A 17797-nucleotide genomic window follows, 5' to 3' on the forward strand; every position below is an offset into this window, starting at 1 on the left:
GGCTCGGTAAAGAGTGTTAGTGGGCCTCGTCCCAGTTATGCGCTGCGCGCGCATCGACATGCAGCGGAACCGTCAGAGATACCGCCGGAAGGGCCGCATTCTCCATGATATGACGCACCAGCGGAATGGTTTTTTCCACTTCATTTTCCGGTACTTCGAAGATCAGTTCGTCGTGCACCTGCAATAACATGCGGGCGGCGAGCTTTTCTTTTTCAAGCGCATCTTCCATGCGAATCATGGCGCGGCGGATAATGTCGGCAGCCGAACCCTGAATGGGCGCGTTGATGGCCGCGCGCTCGTTGAAAGCGCGGATTTGCGGGTTGGAAGCGCGGATATCCGGATAATGGGCACGGCGTCCGAATATGGTTTCGACATAGCCATTTTCACGCGCAAAAGCCTTGGTCGCTTCCATATAATCCTTGATGCCGGGGAAGCGCTCGAAATAGGTGCGGATATATTGCCCGGCTTCCTCACGCGGGATGGAAAGCTGGTTGGCGAGACCGAAAGCGGAAATGCCGTAGATGATGCCGAAATTGATCGCCTTGGCGCGGCGGCGAACCTCCGACGGCATGCCTTCCACCGGCACGCCGAACATTTCCGACGCAGTCATGGCGTGAATATCGACGCCATCGGCAAAAGCCTGTTTCAATTGCGCAATGTCGGCCACATGGGCCAGCACGCGCAGCTCGATCTGGCTGTAATCGGCGGAGATCAGCTTGTTGCCCGGTTCCGCGATGAAGGCCGTCCTGATCTTGCGGCCTTCGGCGGTACGCACCGGAATGTTCTGCAAATTCGGTTCGGAAGAGGAGAGGCGGCCCGTCGAGGTGGACGCCATTGCGTAAGATGTGTGGACGCGTTTGGTCTGCGGATGGATAAAGCCGGGCAGCGCATCCGTATAGGTGGATTTCAGCTTGGTCAGCTGGCGCCAGTCAACGATTTTGCGCGGCAGCGGATGGCCCTCGGCGGCCAGATCTTCAAGCACCTGAGCAGAGGTGGACCATTGGCCGGTCTTGGTTTTGGAGGCGCCGGGCAGGCCCATCTTGCCGAACAGAATATCGCCGAGTTGCTTCGGCGAGCCGATGGTGAATTTCTCACCGGCCAGTTCGTAGATTTCATCTTCGTAAGCGGCGGCAGCCTGTGCCAGATCGCCAGACAGGCGCGACAGCACCTGACGATCCACGGAAATGCCGCGTTCTTCCATGCGCGCCAGCACATCGACCAATGGACGCTCCAGCCGCTCATAGACCGACATGAGGCCCTCAGCAGCGAGGCGTGGTTTGAGGACTTGCCACAGGCGCAGCGTCACATCGGCATCTTCAGCCGCATAGGCTGTCGCGCGGTCGATATCGACCATGTCGAAGGTCACGGCGCTTTTGCCGCTGCCTGCAACATCCTTATAGGCAATCGGCGTATGGCCGAGCCAGCGCTCCGAAAGCGGGTCCATGCCATGGCTGCCCGTACCGGCGTCGAGCACATAGGAAATCAGCATCGTATCGTCAAAGGATACGGTGTTGATCCCGTGACGTCGCATCACCAGCCAGTCATATTTCATGTTCTGCGCGATCTTGAGAACGGAAGCATCCTCAAGCACGGCTTTCAGCGCTTCAAGGGCCTGGCCGAGCGGTATTTGCCCATCGACCATGCCGCCGCCGAGCAGATCGCCCTGACCGGATTTGTGCTGTAGCGGGATATAAGCCGCCCTGGTCGTGCCATTCTGGCCGGGGAGAGCCAGCGAGAAGCCAACGAGTTCCGCCTGCATCGGATCAAGCGAATTGGTTTCCGTATCGAAAGCCATCACGCCGGTTTCGACTGCTTCGGCCAGCCAGAGCCTGAGCGTGGCAATATCGCGAATGCAAGTGTAAGCGCTGGTGTCGATCTTCTGCGCAGTGGCATTCGCGGCGCGCTTGTCGGCCAGCGCCTGCGGGGTGTAGCCTTTCGCAGCGGCAGGCTCGCCCGTCGCCACAGCGACGACCGTGACGTCCGCAACACTCGTCACGACGACATCGACATCGGGGCCATGCGCATCCGCGCCCCATTGCGTCTCGACATGGCACGGCTCCACGGCGGAAGCATCCGTATCGGTCGCTTCGGCCACGCGGCGGGTCAGGGAGGTGAACTCCATGGCCTTGAGGAAGCCGATCAGCTTCGGGCCGTCTTGCGGTTCTAGAACCAGACCGTCGAGATCGACATCCAGCGGCACATCGGTCTTGAGTGTCACCAGCTCGCGCGAAATCTTGGTCTGGTCTGCAAAGGCCAGAATGTTTTCGCGGCGCTTGTTCTGCTTGATTTCCGAGGCGCGGGCGAGAAGCGTGTCGAGATCGCCGAATTCTTCCAGCAATTGCGCCGCCGTCTTTGGGCCAATGCCCGGAATGCCGGGCACATTATCCGTGCTGTCGCCGGTCAGCGATTGCAGGTCGATCATCTTTTCCGGCGGCACGCCCCATTTTTCGATCACTTCGGGGATCGAAATCTGCTTGTCCTTCATGCTGTCATACATCGACACGCCCGGCGTCACGAGCTGCATGAGGTCCTTGTCGGAAGAGACGATGGTGACATCGCCGCCCGCCTGTTCGGCAAGGCGCGCATAGGTCGCGATCAGGTCGTCGGCCTCAAACCCTTCCTTTTCGATGCAGGGCAGGTTGAAGGCGCGGGTTGCCTGACGGATCAGGCCGAACTGCGGAACCAGGTCTTCCGGCGGCGCGGTGCGATTGGCTTTGTATTCAGGATAAAGCGCGTTGCGGAACGTCTTCGACGAATAGTCGAAAATCACCGCGAAATGGGTCGGCACCACGCCGACATCGGTGTTGCGCGCATCCTTCAGCAGCTTCCACAGCATGTTGCAGAAGCCCGATACGGCGCCCACCGGCAAACCATCGGACTTGCGGGTCAGTGGGGGAAGGGCGTGATAGGCGCGGAAAATATAACCCGAGCCGTCAACGAGAAAGAGATGATCGCCTTTTTTCATGGCTTAGAAGTAGATCAAAGCAGTCCTAAAGGGAACTGGCTCAATGTCAGGAGAAACAATGATCCACGCGAAAGAACCTCGTCACGGATCGATAACAAGTTTGTTACAGATTTGTAATCTTCCGTGCCCTTGAATAGCCACGATTGAAAACCAAATTTCAGTCATCGACAGTTCGTCGGTCGCCGGTTTTCTGACCCGTCCCCCGTTGGATACCGGATGTTGCGGCAGCCTCATTCCCCTCTCCGGGCTGCCGCTTTGAGTGTAGTGATATGGCCGCTGTGGTATCCCCTCACCGCAGCGGCCAAATCATTTTCGGGCACCCGCTCTCAAACCGGGTTTCCTCCTGACGATGCTGGTTGTAGTGTGCCGCCAGTTTAAGACTCGTCAGGAAATTTTCATGTCCACGGAAACGTCTCAGCAATCGCTCGACAAAGTTCTCAGCCACCTCGACGCCAATCTCGATAAAAGCCTCGAACGCCTGTTCGAACTGCTGCGGATCAAGTCGATTTCGACCGACCCGGCCTATAAGGCCGACTGCCGTAAAGCTGCGGAATGGCTGGTCGAGGATCTGAAGACGATCGGCTTCGACGCCAGCGTGCGCGACACGCCGGGGCACCCGATGGTCGTTGCGCATCACGATGGCGCCAAGCCCGATGCGCCGCATGTGCTGTTCTATGGTCACTATGATGTACAGCCGGTCGATCCGCTGAACCTGTGGGAAAACGACCCGTTCGATCCGGCGATCAAGGATGTCGGTAACGGTCGCAAGATCCTGACCGGTCGCGGCACGTCCGACGACAAGGGCCAGCTGATGACCTTCGTGGAAGCCTGCCGCGCCTATAAGGCGATCCATGGCAATCTGCCAGTCAAGGTGACGCTCTTGTTCGAAGGCGAGGAAGAATCCGGTTCGCCGTCGCTGAAGCCATTCCTTGATGCCAACAAGGCGGAGCTGAAGGCAGACGTGGCGCTGGTCTGCGACACCGCCATGTGGGACGCGGAAACCCCTGCCATCAGCGTGGGCTTGCGCGGTCTCGTCGGCGAGGAAATCGTCATCAAGGCTGCCGACCGCGATCTGCATTCGGGCTTCTTCGGTGGTGCTGCCGCCAATCCCATCCATATTCTGAGCAAGATTCTGGCCGACCTGCATGACGAAACCGGACGCGTCACCGTTCCGGGCTTCTATGAAGGCGTGGAAGAAACCCCGTCGCAAATCCTGCAATCCTGGGAAAGCCTCGGTCGTACGGCGGAAAATTTTCTCGGTCCCATCGGCCTGTCGATCCCATCCGGCGAAAAGGGCCGCAGCGTTCTGGAACTCACCTGGGCGCGCCCGACTGCGGAAGTAAACGGCATCACCGGCGGTTATACCGGCGAAGGCTTCAAGACCGTTATCGCGGCGCAGGCTTCGGCCAAGGTCTCGTTCCGTCTGGTCCACAAACAGGACCCGGCAAAGATCCGCGAAGCCTTCCGCGCCTTTGTGCAAGAGCGTCTGCCAGCCGATTGTTCGGTGGAGTTCCACCCGCATGGCGGCTCGCCCGCAATCCAGTTGCCTTATGATTCACCGCTGGTTTCCAAGGCCAAGGACGCGCTGTCCGACGAATGGCCGAAGCCAGCGGTGCTGATCGCCATGGGCGGCTCGATCCCGATTGTCGGCGACTTCGACACGTTCCTCGGCATGGAATCGCTGCTCGTCGGCTTCGGCCTCGAAGACGACCGGATCCATTCGCCCAACGAAAAATACGAGCTGAACTCCTTCCACAAAGGCCAGCGCTCATGGGCGCGTATTATGGCGGCTATCGCCGCCAAGTAGGGCTCGCATCATGGCGGCTATCGCCGCCAAATAAGGATAATAGAGAATGACCATCCGTTTTCATAAAAACGATCTGCCGAACCTCGATCACTATCAGGTCGATGCGGTCGCCATCGATACCGAGACGCTGGGGCTGAACCCGCATCGTGACCGGCTTTGCGTGGTGCAGATTTCGCCCGGTGACGGCACGGCAGACGTAATCCAGATCGAAGCCGGTCAGAAAAAGGCGCCCAATCTGGTCAAGCTTTTGAAAGACCGCTCGATCACGAAAATCTTCCATTTCGGCCGATTCGATCTGGCGGTGCTGGCGCAGGCTTTCGGCACCATGCCGCAGCCCGTCTTTTGCACCAAGATCGCATCGAAGCTCACCCGCACCTATACGGACCGCCATGGTCTCAAGGAACTGTGCAACGAGCTGCTGGACGTTTCTATCTCCAAGCAGCAACAGTCATCCGACTGGGCTGCGGAAATTCTCTCGCAGGCGCAGCTCGAATATGCCGCTTCCGACGTGCTCTATCTGCATCGCCTGAAGGCCGTTCTGGAACAGCGCCTTGAGCGCGATGGCCGCGTGAAACAGGCCGAAGCCTGCTTCAAATTCCTGCCGACCCGTTCGGAGCTCGATCTGATGGGCTGGCCGGAAGACGATATCTTCGCGCATAGCTGATACTGGGCGAAAAATCCGAAACCATCAAACGGCGGCTGTGGCCGCCGTTTTCTTTTGCGGGGCCTGATCAATATAGGCCCATGCCGGGCGGCGGAACAGAAACTGGCCATAGCCGGTCCATCGGATAAGCCCGTAAAGAATGACCGGCCCGATCACGCCGCTTGCGGTGGTCAGCAGCGATACTGTGCCGATATCGATGAAGCCGAGTTTCAGCAGCACCGTGCGCGCAATGGCCATTGGTAGGAAGAAGGCCAGATAGATCACAATCGAATGTGCGCCGAGCCAGCTTAAGGCCCGATGCAGCCAGTTGCGCGCGGACAGCAGGCTTAACAGCGACGAAATCGAGATGATCGCCAGCGCGCCGACCAGTCCCAGCAGTAGCGAGATAACGGGCAGATCGCTGATAGCGCCACGCCCGTTCAGAAGATCGCTTGCCGGCGCGATCAACGATGCGAGGCTTTCCGGCACCGGCATGAAGACGAGCTTATATTCGACAAGACCCCAGACGAGTAGCCCGGCAACGCCGACAAGAGGGCGCTGGCGCAGCCAGTCCGCAACCTTGAAGATGGCCGGTGCGAAGGCATAGCCCGCGAAGAAATAGACGAAACGCGAGCAGAATTCGTCAATCATCACCCAGCCCGTATGCACGGGCAGGATTTCCAGCACAGCCAGCACCGTAAAGGTCACGCCCACTGGCACACGCTTCAAAAGCCGCGTCGCGATAAAGAAGATTGGCAGGATATAGATGAACCACAGCGTTCCAAACGGCTCGACGAAAGCCATGAGATAGGCCTGCACGACGCCTGAAATACCGGCTTCGCTGGCAATGCCCGGCGCTTTGAACGCAAACTGGATCGTCAGCCACAGAATATAGAAATACAGGAAGTGCACAACCTTGCGATCGAGATAGCGCCGCCAGGGCCGGTCGATGACGAGGCTGAGAAACAGCCCGGAGATCATGAAGAAATCCGGCATGCGGAATGGTTTGGCGAAGGCAACCACATAATGCATCCAGCCTTCGGCACCCGCCGCCTTTTCGACGCCCAGCGTGGAATGCATCATAACGACGAAGATAATGCAGATGCCCTTGGCAATATCGACCCAGTCGATCCGTTCGCTGCCGCCCGCTATCTGCATATCAGTCTCCCACCTTTTAAGCCCGGTTTTCTATAACCCGATTGGATCGGGATTAATATAGGCCTGCACAGAGCGGCTCTTTCGGTGGTTTTTAACCGAATTTTAACTAGAGAAGGCGGTTTCACGGCTTCGTGTTCGGCTTTTTGCACATTTCGCTTGCTGTGGCTTCCTTGCTACAGACTTTTCTGAGTAGTCGCTTATATTAAGGGCAAGCTTGGTTCAGAAAATTTCCTTTGGAGGTTCATCATGAAGCTCAAGACGCTTCTTCTCGCATCCACCGTCGCCCTCGTTGCTGCCACCGGCGCAAAGGCTGCTGACGCGGTTATCGAACAGGAACCAGCACCGGTTGTCGTCGCTCCGACCTTTACCTGGAACGGTGCTTACATCGGTGGTCAGGTTGGCTATGGCTGGGGCAAGTCCGACTTCAGCGGTGACCTTTTCACTTATGGCGACGTGAAGCCTGATGGCTTCCTCGGCGGTCTCTATGCCGGTTACAACTTCGATCTGGGCAACAATGTTGTTCTCGGTATCGATGGCGACATCACCTATAATGACGTCTCGAAGGGCATCGACATCTATAATGGCGATCTCGCAGTCGGTTCGTTTGAGAACAAGCTGCGCTGGTCGGGTGCCGTTCGCGCCCGCGCTGGTTACGCCTTTGATCGCTTCCTGCCGTACATCGCTGGCGGTGTTGCATTCGGCAATGTCAAGAACAGTGGTGATATCGGCGGTATCGGCTTCTCCGAAAGCAAGACGCTTACCGGCTGGACCATTGGCGGCGGTGTGGACTATGCCGCAACCGACAATCTGATCCTGCGTCTTGAATATCGCTACACCGATTACGGCGATAAGGACCTCGATTTCGGTGGCCTGAGCGTCAACAACGACTTCAAGACCAACGAAGTTCGTCTGGGCGTTGCCTACAAGTTCTGATCCTTCGTTAAAGGATTGCAAGAGAAAGGCCCCGCATTGCGGGGCCTTTCTTTTTGCGGTTGTGATACCGCCAGATAAACAAAAGGCCTCTGCGAGCAGAGGCCTTTATTGTTGTCAGGGGCCGAGCTGGATCAGACGTCCAGATTGGCGACGCTCAGCGCGTTTTCCTGAATGAACTCGCGGCGTGGTTCCACTTCGTCGCCCATCAGGCGCGAGAAGAGCGAATCCGCATCGGTCGCATCGGTCACCTTGACCTGCAGAAGCGAGCGCACATTCGGGTCAAGCGTGGTTTCCCACAGCTGTTCGGCGTTCATTTCGCCCAAGCCTTTGTAACGCTGTAGGGTGAGGCCCTTGCGACCCGTCGCGAAAACCGCATCCAGCAGCGCCATTGGGCCGGACAGCACGTCCGACTTGTCCTTGCGGCGCAGCATGGGCGGCTCGGCGAAGGTTTCGCTCATGCGGCCTGCCACCCGGTCGATCTGGCGGGCATCGGCAGAGCCGAGCAGCGCCATGTCGAGAATGGCGACATCCTTGACGCCGCGCACCATGCGCTCGAAGCGATAGCCACCATCGTCCATGACATGGCCGGTCCAGCCGCGCTCGGTTTCTTCCGAAATCATGTCGAGGCGCGTCGCAACCGTATCGGCAGAGCGTTGCGCCGTGGCATTGTCCTTCGAAGCGTCGGGGTTGAGCAGGCCGGCAATCGCCGCCTGTTCGACAACGCGGCGGTCATAGCGGGTGTGCAGGCCATGCAGAAGCTGGCGCAATGTGCGGGCATCGTCCACGACAGCGCGCAGATCTGGCCCGGCGCGCACTTCGCCGCTTGCCATTTCAAGGGCTGCTTCTTCTAGGCCGGTCTCGATGAGGAAGTCTTCGAAGGCGGCCTCGTTCTTGATATATTGCGAGGACTTGCCGCGCGACACCTTATAGAGCGGCGGCTGCGCAATATAGATATGGCCGCGCTCGATCAGCTCTGGCATCTGACGGAAGAAGAAGGTGAGCAACAGCGTGCGAATATGCGCACCGTCGACATCAGCATCGGTCATGATGATGATCTTGTGATAACGCAATTTGTCGGCATTGAAGCCGTGCGTCTCATCCTTGCCGATCGAGGTGCCGAGCGCCGTGATCAGCGTGCCGACCTGATCGGAGGACAGCATGCGGTCGAAGCGGACGCGTTCCACATTCAGGATCTTGCCGCGCAGCGGCAGGATCGCCTGGTTCTGGCGTGAACGCCCGCTCTTCGCGGAACCGCCTGCCGAGTCACCTTCGACGATGAAGAGTTCCGACTTGGCCGGATCGCGTTCCTGACAATCGGCGAGCTTGCCAGGCAGCGAGGTCACGCTGAGCGTGCTCTTGCGGGTAATGTCGCGGGCCTTGCGCGCTGCTTCGCGGGCAGCGGCGGCCTGAATGACCTTCTCGACCACGGCCTTGCCTTGCGCCGGATGCTCTTCCAGCCAGATCGACAGCGCTTCGTTGACGAGGCTTTCGACCACCGGGCGCACTTCCGACGAAACCAGCTTGTCCTTGGTCTGCGAAGAAAACTTCGGGTCCGGCACCTTGACGGAAAGCACGGCTGTCAGACCTTCGCGGCAATCGTCGCCGGTGAGCTGCACCTTTTCCTTCTTGGTCATGCCGGAAGCATCCGCATAGCCCGTGACCTGACGGGTCAACGCGCCACGGAAACCGGCCAGATGGGTGCCGCCATCGCGCTGCGGGATGTTGTTGGTGAAGCACAGCACCTTTTCGTGGTAGGAATCGTTCCACCACATGGCGACTTCAACCGTCATGCCGTCCTTTTCGCTGCGGATATAGACCGGCTCGTCGATCAGCGGCTTCTTGTTCTGATCGATATATTTCACGAATTCGATCAAACCGCCGTCGTAATGCAGTTCGTGTTCCTTGGCGTCCGCATGACGGTTGTCCGTCAGCTTGATGCGCACACCGGAATTGAGGAAGGCAAGCTCGCGCAGGCGGCGCTCCAGCGTGTCATAGTCGAATTCGACCATGCTGAAGGTTTCCGTCGAGGGCAGGAAGGTCACGGAGGTGCCGGTTTCGCCGTCGGCCACATCGCCCGTCACCACCAGCGGCGCATCGGCGACGCCGTGGGTAAAGCTCATTTCGTGAACCTTGCCATAGCGGCGGATCTTCAGCTTCAGCCAGACCGAAAGCGCGTTGACGACCGAAACGCCCACGCCGTGCAGACCGCCGGAAACCTTGTAGGAATTCTGGTCGAACTTGCCGCCCGCATGGAGCTGGGTCATGATGACTTCAGCAGCCGAAACGCCTTCTTCCTTATGGATGTCGGTCGGGATGCCGCGACCGTTATCGGTCACAGTGCAGGAGCCATCGGCATTGAGCGTCACGGTGACGAGTGTGGCATGGCCCGCCAGCGCTTCGTCGATGGCGTTGTCCACGACTTCATAAACCATGTGATGCAGGCCGGAGCCGTCATCCGTGTCACCGATATACATGCCCGGACGCTTGCGAACGGCATCCAGACCTTTCAGAACACGAATGGAATCCGCGCCATATTCGGCGGAGGCTTCGGAATTCATCTCGGGCGTATCGCTCATGAAAATCTTTCGAAAACGTGCTGCGAATGCAGCCTGATAGCCTGCTGCAAATGCAGCCTTAAAGAACGTGTCGAATCACACGACAAACATGGCTTTAATATAGGCGCTAACGGCTTATTTTCCAAATTTCACGCGCAAATTTGCCGGGGATTCCGGTAGTTTGGGCGGATATCGACCCCATATGGCAGATGCAGCCTCGATTGGGCTTCTGGAAGCGCCACAATTACCCCTTATATGTCATAAAACAACGATATCTGGAACGCTTGGATGAAACTGCGATGACTATGCCGGAAGTGCTAGAACCCTTCGTGCCGCCCGCGCCGCGTCCGCGCGAAAAGCCGGTCGGCCGTTTCGAGATGATGCGCGTGGTTTACAAGAACCCGCTCGAATTGTGGGGCGAGCCTTCCTACAATGAGCGCTGGGTCGAGGTCAGCTGGCTCGGCATCAAAACCATCATCGCCAACGATCCGGGGCTGATCCGCCACGTGCTGGTGGACAACGCCGCCAATTATCCCATGTCCGCCATTCGGCAGCGCGTGCTGCGCCCGCTGCTGCGCGATGGCCTTCTGACGGCTGAGGGGCAGGTGTGGAAGCGTTCGCGCAAGGCCATGGCGCCTGTCTTCACGCCGCGCCATATTGCGGGCTTTGCGCAAACCATGCGCGACCGTTCCCGCCTGTTTGTCGAGCGCTACAGGACCAACGGCACCGTCACCGATGTTGCCCATGACATGACGCTTTTGACCTATGATATTCTGGCCGAAACGCTGTTTTCCGGTGAAATCGCAGGCGATCCTAATGATTTTGCGCGCCAGATCGACAAGCTGTTTGAAACCATGGGGCGCGTCGATCCGTTCGATCTGCTGGGACTGCCCGACTGGCTGCCACGCTTCACGCGCTTGCGCGGCCAGCAGTCGCTGGGCTTTTTCCGCGCGCTCGTCTCCGACACGATTGCCCTGCGCAAGGCGCGCATGGACAAGGGCGAGGCGGTGCCGAGCGATTTCCTGACGCTGCTTCTGCGCGCCGAAGGTCCGGAAGGCCTGAGCCGTTCCGAGATCGAAGACAACATCATCACCTTCATTGGCGCCGGTCACGAAACCACGGCCCGGGCGCTTGGCTGGACGCTCTATCTGCTGGCCAAGGCCCCCGAAGAGCGTGCGCGTGTTGAGGCGGAAATCGACGCCTTTTTCGAAAAGGGCGGGCGCGATCTCCCGCCGCATGAATGGCTGGCAAGTCTGCCTTTTACGCGCGCGGCTTTCGAGGAAGCGATGCGTCTTTACCCGCCTGCGCCATCGATCAATCGCGAGGCGGCGGAGAATGATCGCTATGGCGATCTGGCAATACCGAAAGGCGCAACGGTGCTTGTCATGCCGTGGGTGATCCACCGTCACCGCCTCTACTGGGATCAGCCGGATGCTTTCATGCCGCAGCGCTTCTGGCCGGAAAACCGCGACCGGCTCGACCGTTTCCAGTATCTGCCCTTCGGCGCGGGACCGCGCGTCTGCATCGGGGCGAGCTTTGCCTTGCAGGAAGCGGTGATTGCGCTGGCGACTTTGCTCGACGGTCACCGCTTCGACGTGCTGGAAACCACCAGACCGTGGCCGGTGCAAAAGCTCACCACGCAGCCGCAGGGCGGTCTGCCCATGAAGGTGGTGAGGCGATAGCAAAAAGCCCGGCCAAGCCGGGCTTTTCTGTGTCTTACAGCCGTTCTGCATGCCAGCGCAGATGGTCATCCATGAATGTCGAAATGAAGAAATAGGAATGATCATAGCCCTCGCGCATGTTGAGCGCGAGCGGAATGCCAGCTTTCTTGCAGGCTTCTTCCAGCAGCCACGGACGCAAGCCGTCGTTCAGGAAACCGTCTGCGGTGCCCTGATCGACCAGAAATGCCGGGAATTTGTAGCCATCCTCGATCAGCAACGACGCATCATAGGGACGCCATGCACGTTCTTCCGGTCCGAGATATTTTTCCAGCGCCGGTTTCGACCATCCGGCGGTCGATGGCTGCACGATCGGCGCGAAAGCCGAGGCCGACTTGAAGCGGTCCGGGTTTTTCAGCGCAATCGTCAGCGCGCCATGACCGCCCATGGAATGGCCGGTGATGGCTTGCCGCGCCATATCCAGCGGAAACTCAGCCGCAACCAGATCGGTCAGTTCCTGCGTGATATAGCTGTACATCTGGTAGTTCCTGGCGAAAGGCGCCTGCGTCGCATCGACATAAAAGCCTGCGCCCTTGCCGAACTGCCAGTTCTCCGGTTCGTCCGGAACATCATCACCGCGCGGGCTCGTATCCGGGCAAATAACGGCAATTCCCAGTTCTGCGGCCAATTGCCGATATTCGCCCTTGTCCATCACGTTTTGATGCGTACAGGTCAGGCCGGATAGATACCAGAGCACCGGCACCGGACCATCCTTGGCCTGCGGCGGCAGGAAGACGGCAAAGGTCATATCGCACTGGCAGGTCGCGCTTTTGTGCCGGTAGACGCCTTGCGTCCCGCCAAAGCACTTGGCTGTCGAAATTGTTTCGAGGGTCGTTGTCATGTGAATTCCAGTTCCTGATTTTGCGCGCGGGCCGGGCTATTCAGCTGCCGAGCGCGACGGCGGCATTGACCGCTGCCGCGACGAGAATGGTGTTGAAGAAATAGGATACCACGCTGTGCATCAGTGTCAGCCGCCGCATGGCGGTGGTGGTGACGCCCGTATCGGAAGTCTGCGCGGTCATGCCGATGACATAGGCGAAATAGGCGAAATCCCAGCCCGATGGTTCCTGCGTGCCGGGAAAGTCGAACCCGCCGCGATGGCGGCTGGCGTGGCCGTTGTCGTCACCGGCTGGTTCCTGCGGTTGCCAGAAGGCATGGGCGTAGTGAATGGCCGTCATCATGTGGATGGTCGCCCAGCCGAGCGGCACCGATGCAAGCGTGGTCACCAGCGCCAATGCATCCGCCTTCGGCTGCCGGTTGAGCAGGATGAACAGCGAGGCCACTGCGACGATAACGGTTGCGAAAGTCACCAGAAAGATGATCCAGGCCGGTTCATCGGCGGCGGCGGCGTGCTTTTTGAGAAAAGCGGCGGTGAGCTTCGGAATGGCCACAAGCGCCAGCACCAGATAAAGCACGAAGAATGTGTCCGCCCCGATCACCGGCGCCAGCGGACTGTCGAATAGCCAGGCGATGATAAAGGCCGCTGCGCCGCCGATGGCCGCAAGATAAAAGGACATATGGCGGCGCAGCAGAAACATCAGTTGCTCTTTTCCCGGCGTTCCAGCCGCATGTCCACATGCGGGATGCCGTCTTCCAGATATTCATCCGAAATGACTTCAAAACCGAACGAGCCATAGAATTTCTGCAAATGGCTCTGGCCACCGAGCTCAATGGCGATGCCGGGAAAATGCTGTTGCGTGAAGGCAATCGCTTCCTGCATCAGCCTTCGGCCAAGTTGGTAGCCCCGGTAATCCGGGGCCACGACCACACGCCCGATCTTGGCAGGTTTGCCATCACTTTCCGGCGGCAGAACCCGCAAGGCGGCTGCGAGTTCTTCGCCGTCAAGAATGCGCAGGTGGAACGCGCCAATGTCCTTGCCATCGATTTCGGGATAGGGGCATTTCTGCTCCACCACGAAAATATCCACGCGCAATTTCAGCAGCGCATAAAGCGCGCGCGGCGTAAAATCGTCCAGCTCATCCCAGCGGGATATCAGCGTTTTTTCGCTCATCAGTAGACAATCACCGAACGGATCGACTTGCCTTCATGCATCAGGTCGAAGGCCGTGTTGATTTCATCGAGCGGCATGGTGTGGGTGATCAGATCGTCGATGTTGATCTTGCCGTCCATGTACCAGTCGACGATCTTCGGCACGTCGGTGCGGCCGCGCGCGCCGCCGAAGGCGGTGCCTTTCCAGACGCGGCCCGTGACCAGCTGGAATGGACGCGTGGCGATTTCCTTGCCAGCTTCCGCAACGCCGATAATGATGGATTCACCCCAGCCGCGATGGCAGCATTCCAGCGCCTGACGCATGACATCGGTGTTGCCGGTGGCGTCGAAGGAATAGTCCGCGCCGCCATCGGTCAGGTCTTGAATCGCCTGAACCACCTTGTCATTGCCGATTTCACGCGGGTTGACGAAGTCGGTCATGCCGAACTTCTTCGCCATTTCGACCTTGGCCGGGTTGATATCAACGCCGATGATCTTGTCCGCGCCGACCATGCGCGCGCCCTGAATGACATTGAGGCCGATGCCGCCGAGGCCGAATACCACCACATTCGAACCCGGACGAACCTTTGCCGTATAGATCACCGCGCCGATGCCGGTGGTGACGCCGCAGCCGATATAGCAAATCTTGTCGAAGGGCGCGTCTTCACGCACCTTGGCGACGGCGATTTCCGGCAGAACAGTGAAGTTCGAGAAAGTCGAGCAGCCCATATAATGGAACACTTCGCCGCCATCGCAGGAAAAGCGCGTGGTCTTGTCCGGCATCAGGCCCTGACCTTGCGTGGCGCGGATCGAGGTGCAGAGGTTGGAGCGCTGCGACAGGCAGGTTTTGCACTGGCGGCATTCCGGCGTGTAAAGCGGGATGACATGGTCGCCCGGCTTGACGGAGGTCACGCCTGCGCCAACTTCGCGCACGATGCCCGCGCCCTCATGGCCGAGAATGGCCGGGAACTTGCCTTCGGAATCGAGGCCCGACAGCGTATAGGCGTCGGTGTGGCACACGCCGGTCGCCATGATTTCGACCAGCACTTCACCGGCCCGCGGTCCGCCGATTTCGACGGTTTCGATGGTGAGCGGCTTTTTTGCCTCCCAGGCAACGGCTGCACGTGATTTCATGACGATGTTCCTTCTGGATCTGGAGCGCATCCCGAGAATTTTGAAACTATCTTCCGACAGGATGGGCTCAAAAACAAATAGTTAGTCCGGTTTGGCGCCCTATTTCAGATAGGTGCGCAAAATCTGCATGATTTGATCGATCTCGGCGTCCGGGTCTGTCGCGACATCCCGCACAATGGTCTCACGCGCTTGCCCGAATGTCTCGCGGAAGTGACTTTCCAGAACTTCCGCCATCAGCCCGTTGGCCGCGCCGCGCAAGGCTGCGATCTGTTGCAACAGCGCCGCGCATTCCGTGCCCGCTTCCACGGCGCGTTCCAACGCTTCCGCCTGTCCGCGAATGCGGCGAAGGCGGGTTAGCGCACGCTTTTTATCGTCCGGTGAATGCGGCATGAATCCTCTCGATTTTGCGAAAATCTATATACTATGGGGGAGTATGTCAATTGCTCCTGAAGCGTCTTTTTCAGGAAAGGATTTGCGCGTGCGGCCAGATACGCGCAAACCTTTCAGGCCGGTATCAGGCAGGTTTTTGCTGGCGCATATGGATCAGCGGGTAGGGGCGTCCCTGATCGTCGGTTTCGGAACGTCCGGTTTCGATGAAGCCCATATGCCGGTAGAAGCCGACGGCCTGAACGTTCTGCTCGTTCACATCGACGGTCAGCGTGCCGCCATTGAGGGATTGCGCGTGGGCGATGAGCCGCTTGCCAATGCCCTTGCCGCGCTGGTCTGCCGCGATGAACAGGCTGTCGATCTGATTGTCGGTCAGCCCCATGAAGCCGACAGGCCTTCCGTCGTCTTCGATGACCCAGACTTCAGCATTAGGCAGATAATGCTCGGATACGAGGGTTTCTATTTCCCGGAAATCCTCGGGACTAAGAAAGTCATGCGTGGCGCGCACGCTGGCCCGCCAGATTTCAGTGAGAGCAGGCGCGTCGGTCGCGCTCGATAGGCGGATATGGGGCATGTGTGTTCCTGACAGAATAGGTGTGAAAGCACGCTCTTCTACCACCTTATCAGTTCGGACTTGAAGAAGCCGATTTTGCTTTTCTCCCAGACCGTTCCGTGGGCCGGAAGAGCCGCGCTGTGCCTCTGCCATGGACTGTTGGAAACGGTGCTCCATCCCTTTTGCGCCATGCCGGGTAGGCGCGGCAGGATCAGAAAACTCAAATCATCGAAACTCTTGATCGTTTCGCACCAGATTGCCGCACCCACGCCCGCAATATGCGCGTTCTTGCCCCCGCCGGGCAGGGATTTGCCCGGATTCCAGTTATAATATTCCTCGACGGTCTGGGGCCGATAGGTGCGCAGTCCAAGGCGTGCCTTGAGCGCGTTCTGCGCGGGCAGAATGGACGCTTCCTTATAGGGCACGTCGAGATAGCTATGGGCAAAAGGCGTGAGCAGGATCGGAAGCTCGCGCTCCATCGCGCGGTTGAGGTCGTTCAAACTGTTCTGGACATTCTTGACGACCATTTTCTGCAACTGGAGTGCCTGTTGCGATCCCATCTGCGCGCCGAGTTCCATATTGGCATATTTGGGGTCGGTGGAAATCCAGTGCTGAACGACGATATCGCGGTCAAGTCCGGCACGCATGGTTTCCTGACAGGCGATCGGCTTTTTCCCGGCCAGCACCGCCACCTTATGCTGATGCCGGACGAATTTCGTATAAAGCTGTTCCGGCATCCCGAAGGCTTCATCACCGCCGATATCGAGCCAGCGCCCGGGGAACACTTCCAACAGATAGGCTATGATCTCGTCATAGACTTTGAAGCTATCGGGCAGATCGGGGTTGAGCCAGGCGCGATGCTGCACCACCCCCGGCGTCAGTTCGAAACGCTGTACGTTGCTGCCCATCGCCAGTTCCGGGTGCAGCCTGATCAGTGCCGCGGCATGGCCGGGCGCGTCCGAAGATGGGATGACGGTGATGTGACGTGCCTGCGCATAGGCGACGATTTCGTTGAGATCGGCGCGGCTATAGATGGGCTCGTCATCCGGCTGTTTGCCATCCGGTCTAGCGGCTTCAATGCGCCAGGTCTCATCATCGGTGAGATGAAGATCGAGCGCGTTGAACTTGTAGAACGCAATCAGATCGATGACCGTCTTGATCTCGTCCGTGGTGAAATAATGCCGGGCAACATCGAGATGGAAACTGCGCCATTTGTAATGCGGACCGTCCACGATGCGGACAGCAGGAATTTCGATGCCGCTGGCATCCTGTTGCGGCGCGGTGGCGAAAAGCTGCAACAGCGTGGTCAGGCCCATGGCTAGCCCTTGCGAACTGTTCGCCCTGATGACCACCCCGGTTTCGTCTGCGTGCAGAAAATAGCGCTCGTCCAGATCGTCCTGCTCGGCGGGCGAGAGGCCCGTCGACCGGGGAGCCTCTTTGATTTCCGGTGTCGGACCGATTTCCAGATGAATGGCGCCCTTCGGTGAATTCGCGCTGGAACGGGGTGCGTTTACGAGTTTTATTTCCGAGAAGGGTCGTATTGCTTCTTTGAAAACGCGAATACTGTTTTCAATGGCGGGATCGTCATAGGTGATCCTGGCGCCGCTCTCGACGCGGAATTTTCCGCTCAAATTCCTGATCCTGTGCGGGGTCGGGATAAGAGGAATGGCTGCATCCGTGTCCTTCGCACCTGCATCGAAGAGGCCGGGAAAACCCGATGTCGCCAGACCGCCTGCGAGACTGGAAAGAATAAGTCCTTTTAAAAATTCTCTTTTGCTAATATTCATCCCGATTAATTCCCCAGTTTTCTTAATTTTATCAATACTATGCATAATTATACGAATAAAATATAAAGAAATACTTTTGTGAAGTCTTGTAGGATGCGGGGGCCTGTTCGGTCGGGTTTCGAATATGGATAATGGCCAGCACTTGTGTGATAAGCACAAATGCTGCTG

14 protein-coding genes are annotated in these 17797 nt (G+C 58.4%); 4 read left to right on the forward strand and 10 right to left on the reverse strand.

The genetic code is table 11. The annotated features are described in order from the left end of the window. Nucleotides 1-16 precede the first annotated feature (16 nt). Nucleotides 17-2965, reverse strand: a complete 2949-nt coding sequence (gene polA / locus HWD97_RS05380; RefSeq protein ID WP_121537080.1) for a DNA polymerase I — start codon at nucleotides 2963-2965, stop codon at nucleotides 17-19. 397 nt (nucleotides 2966-3362) lie between these two features. On the opposite strand from polA, the gene HWD97_RS05385 reads away from it, so the two are divergent. Further along, nucleotides 3363-4772 carry a dipeptidase gene (locus tag HWD97_RS05385; protein ID WP_371834857.1) on the forward strand — a complete coding sequence of 470 codons (1410 nt, stop codon included), beginning with the start codon at nucleotides 3363-3365 and terminating at the stop codon, nucleotides 4770-4772. A gap of 46 nt (nucleotides 4773-4818) precedes the next feature. After that, nucleotides 4819-5436 carry a ribonuclease D gene (locus HWD97_RS05390; protein ID WP_109368154.1) on the forward strand — a complete coding sequence of 206 codons (618 nt, stop codon included), beginning with the start codon at nucleotides 4819-4821 and terminating at the stop codon, nucleotides 5434-5436. 24 nt (nucleotides 5437-5460) lie between these two features. Here the strand turns inward: HWD97_RS05390 and HWD97_RS05395 are convergent, their stop codons facing one another. Next, complete coding sequence (locus HWD97_RS05395; RefSeq protein WP_121537084.1) at nucleotides 5461-6573, reverse strand: acyltransferase family protein; 1113 nt, start codon at nucleotides 6571-6573, stop codon at nucleotides 5461-5463. Nucleotides 6574-6819: 246 nt separating this feature from the next. On the opposite strand from HWD97_RS05395, the gene HWD97_RS05400 reads away from it, so the two are divergent. Then, nucleotides 6820-7506 (forward strand): outer membrane protein, encoded by a 687-nt coding sequence (locus HWD97_RS05400; protein WP_121537086.1) that lies wholly within the window; start codon nucleotides 6820-6822, stop codon nucleotides 7504-7506. A gap of 131 nt (nucleotides 7507-7637) precedes the next feature. Here HWD97_RS05400 and gyrB read toward each other — a convergent pair whose 3' ends face one another. After that, complete coding sequence (gene gyrB, locus HWD97_RS05405; RefSeq protein ID WP_121537088.1) at nucleotides 7638-10082, reverse strand: DNA topoisomerase (ATP-hydrolyzing) subunit B; 2445 nt, start codon at nucleotides 10080-10082, stop codon at nucleotides 7638-7640. 284 nt (nucleotides 10083-10366) lie between these two features. On the opposite strand from gyrB, the gene HWD97_RS05410 reads away from it, so the two are divergent. Continuing rightward, nucleotides 10367-11743, forward strand: coding sequence for a cytochrome P450 (locus tag HWD97_RS05410; RefSeq protein WP_121537442.1), 1377 nt, complete (start codon nucleotides 10367-10369; stop codon nucleotides 11741-11743). 34 nt (nucleotides 11744-11777) lie between these two features. On the opposite strand, the gene fghA is transcribed toward HWD97_RS05410, so the two are convergent. The 7 genes from fghA to HWD97_RS05445 form a co-directional block, all read right to left on the reverse strand. After that, the gene (gene fghA / locus HWD97_RS05415; RefSeq protein WP_121537090.1) at nucleotides 11778-12620 is read right to left on the reverse strand and encodes an S-formylglutathione hydrolase; all 843 of its coding nucleotides are present in this window, start codon (nucleotides 12618-12620) and stop codon (nucleotides 11778-11780) included. Nucleotides 12621-12660: 40 nt separating this feature from the next. After that, entirely contained in the window at nucleotides 12661-13317 is a 657-nt protein-coding gene (locus HWD97_RS05420; RefSeq protein WP_121537092.1) for a DUF1345 domain-containing protein, read from the reverse strand. Then, nucleotides 13317-13790, reverse strand: a complete 474-nt coding sequence (locus HWD97_RS05425; RefSeq protein ID WP_109368160.1) for a GNAT family N-acetyltransferase — start codon at nucleotides 13788-13790, stop codon at nucleotides 13317-13319. Before HWD97_RS05425 ends, HWD97_RS05420 begins: the two co-directional genes overlap by 1 nt. Continuing rightward, complete coding sequence (locus HWD97_RS05430) at nucleotides 13790-14902, reverse strand: S-(hydroxymethyl)glutathione dehydrogenase/class III alcohol dehydrogenase (protein ID WP_121537094.1); 1113 nt, start codon at nucleotides 14900-14902, stop codon at nucleotides 13790-13792. The genes HWD97_RS05425 and HWD97_RS05430 overlap by 1 nt, the downstream gene beginning before the upstream one ends. Nucleotides 14903-15001: 99 nt before the next feature. Further along, nucleotides 15002-15292 carry a metal/formaldehyde-sensitive transcriptional repressor gene (locus tag HWD97_RS05435; protein WP_109368162.1) on the reverse strand — a complete coding sequence of 97 codons (291 nt, stop codon included), beginning with the start codon at nucleotides 15290-15292 and terminating at the stop codon, nucleotides 15002-15004. A gap of 124 nt (nucleotides 15293-15416) precedes the next feature. Continuing rightward, on the reverse strand, nucleotides 15417-15863 hold the full coding sequence (locus HWD97_RS05440) for an acetyltransferase (RefSeq protein ID WP_121537096.1): 447 nt from the start codon (nucleotides 15861-15863) through the stop codon (nucleotides 15417-15419). A 38-nt stretch (nucleotides 15864-15901) separates the two neighbouring features. Then, nucleotides 15902-17629, reverse strand: coding sequence for a family 20 glycosylhydrolase (locus HWD97_RS05445; RefSeq protein ID WP_167836048.1), 1728 nt, complete (start codon nucleotides 17627-17629; stop codon nucleotides 15902-15904). Nucleotides 17630-17797: the final 168 nt, after the last annotated feature.

This window comes from Ochrobactrum sp. C6C9, assembly GCF_022627935.1.
In the GTDB taxonomy this organism is placed as follows: domain Bacteria; phylum Pseudomonadota; class Alphaproteobacteria; order Rhizobiales; family Rhizobiaceae; genus Brucella; species Brucella teleogrylli.

Bases quoted from the DNA above. Each gene is read 5' to 3' on its own strand.
- polA (WP_121537080.1), bottom strand. From the start codon at position 2,965: ATGAAAAAAGGCGATCATCTCTTTCTCGTTGACGGCTCGGGTTATATT.
- HWD97_RS05435 (WP_109368162.1), bottom strand. From the start codon at position 15,292: ATGCCGCATTCACCGGACGATAAAAAGCGTGCGCTAACCCGCCTTCGC.
- HWD97_RS05400 (WP_121537086.1), top strand. From the start codon at position 6,820: ATGAAGCTCAAGACGCTTCTTCTCGCATCCACCGTCGCCCTCGTTGCT.
- HWD97_RS05410 (WP_121537442.1), top strand. From the start codon at position 10,367: ATGCCGGAAGTGCTAGAACCCTTCGTGCCGCCCGCGCCGCGTCCGCGC.
- HWD97_RS05385 (WP_371834857.1), top strand. From the start codon at position 3,363: ATGTCCACGGAAACGTCTCAGCAATCGCTCGACAAAGTTCTCAGCCAC.
- HWD97_RS05440 (WP_121537096.1), bottom strand. From the start codon at position 15,863: ATGCCCCATATCCGCCTATCGAGCGCGACCGACGCGCCTGCTCTCACT.
- HWD97_RS05420 (WP_121537092.1), bottom strand. From the start codon at position 13,317: ATGTTTCTGCTGCGCCGCCATATGTCCTTTTATCTTGCGGCCATCGGC.
- fghA (WP_121537090.1), bottom strand. From the start codon at position 12,620: ATGACAACGACCCTCGAAACAATTTCGACAGCCAAGTGCTTTGGCGGG.
- HWD97_RS05425 (WP_109368160.1), bottom strand. From the start codon at position 13,790: ATGAGCGAAAAAACGCTGATATCCCGCTGGGATGAGCTGGACGATTTT.
- gyrB (WP_121537088.1), bottom strand. From the start codon at position 10,082: ATGAGCGATACGCCCGAGATGAATTCCGAAGCCTCCGCCGAATATGGC.
- HWD97_RS05390 (WP_109368154.1), top strand. From the start codon at position 4,819: ATGACCATCCGTTTTCATAAAAACGATCTGCCGAACCTCGATCACTAT.
- HWD97_RS05445 (WP_167836048.1), bottom strand. From the start codon at position 17,629: ATGAATATTAGCAAAAGAGAATTTTTAAAAGGACTTATTCTTTCCAGT.
- HWD97_RS05395 (WP_121537084.1), bottom strand. From the start codon at position 6,573: ATGCAGATAGCGGGCGGCAGCGAACGGATCGACTGGGTCGATATTGCC.
- HWD97_RS05430 (WP_121537094.1), bottom strand. From the start codon at position 14,902: ATGAAATCACGTGCAGCCGTTGCCTGGGAGGCAAAAAAGCCGCTCACC.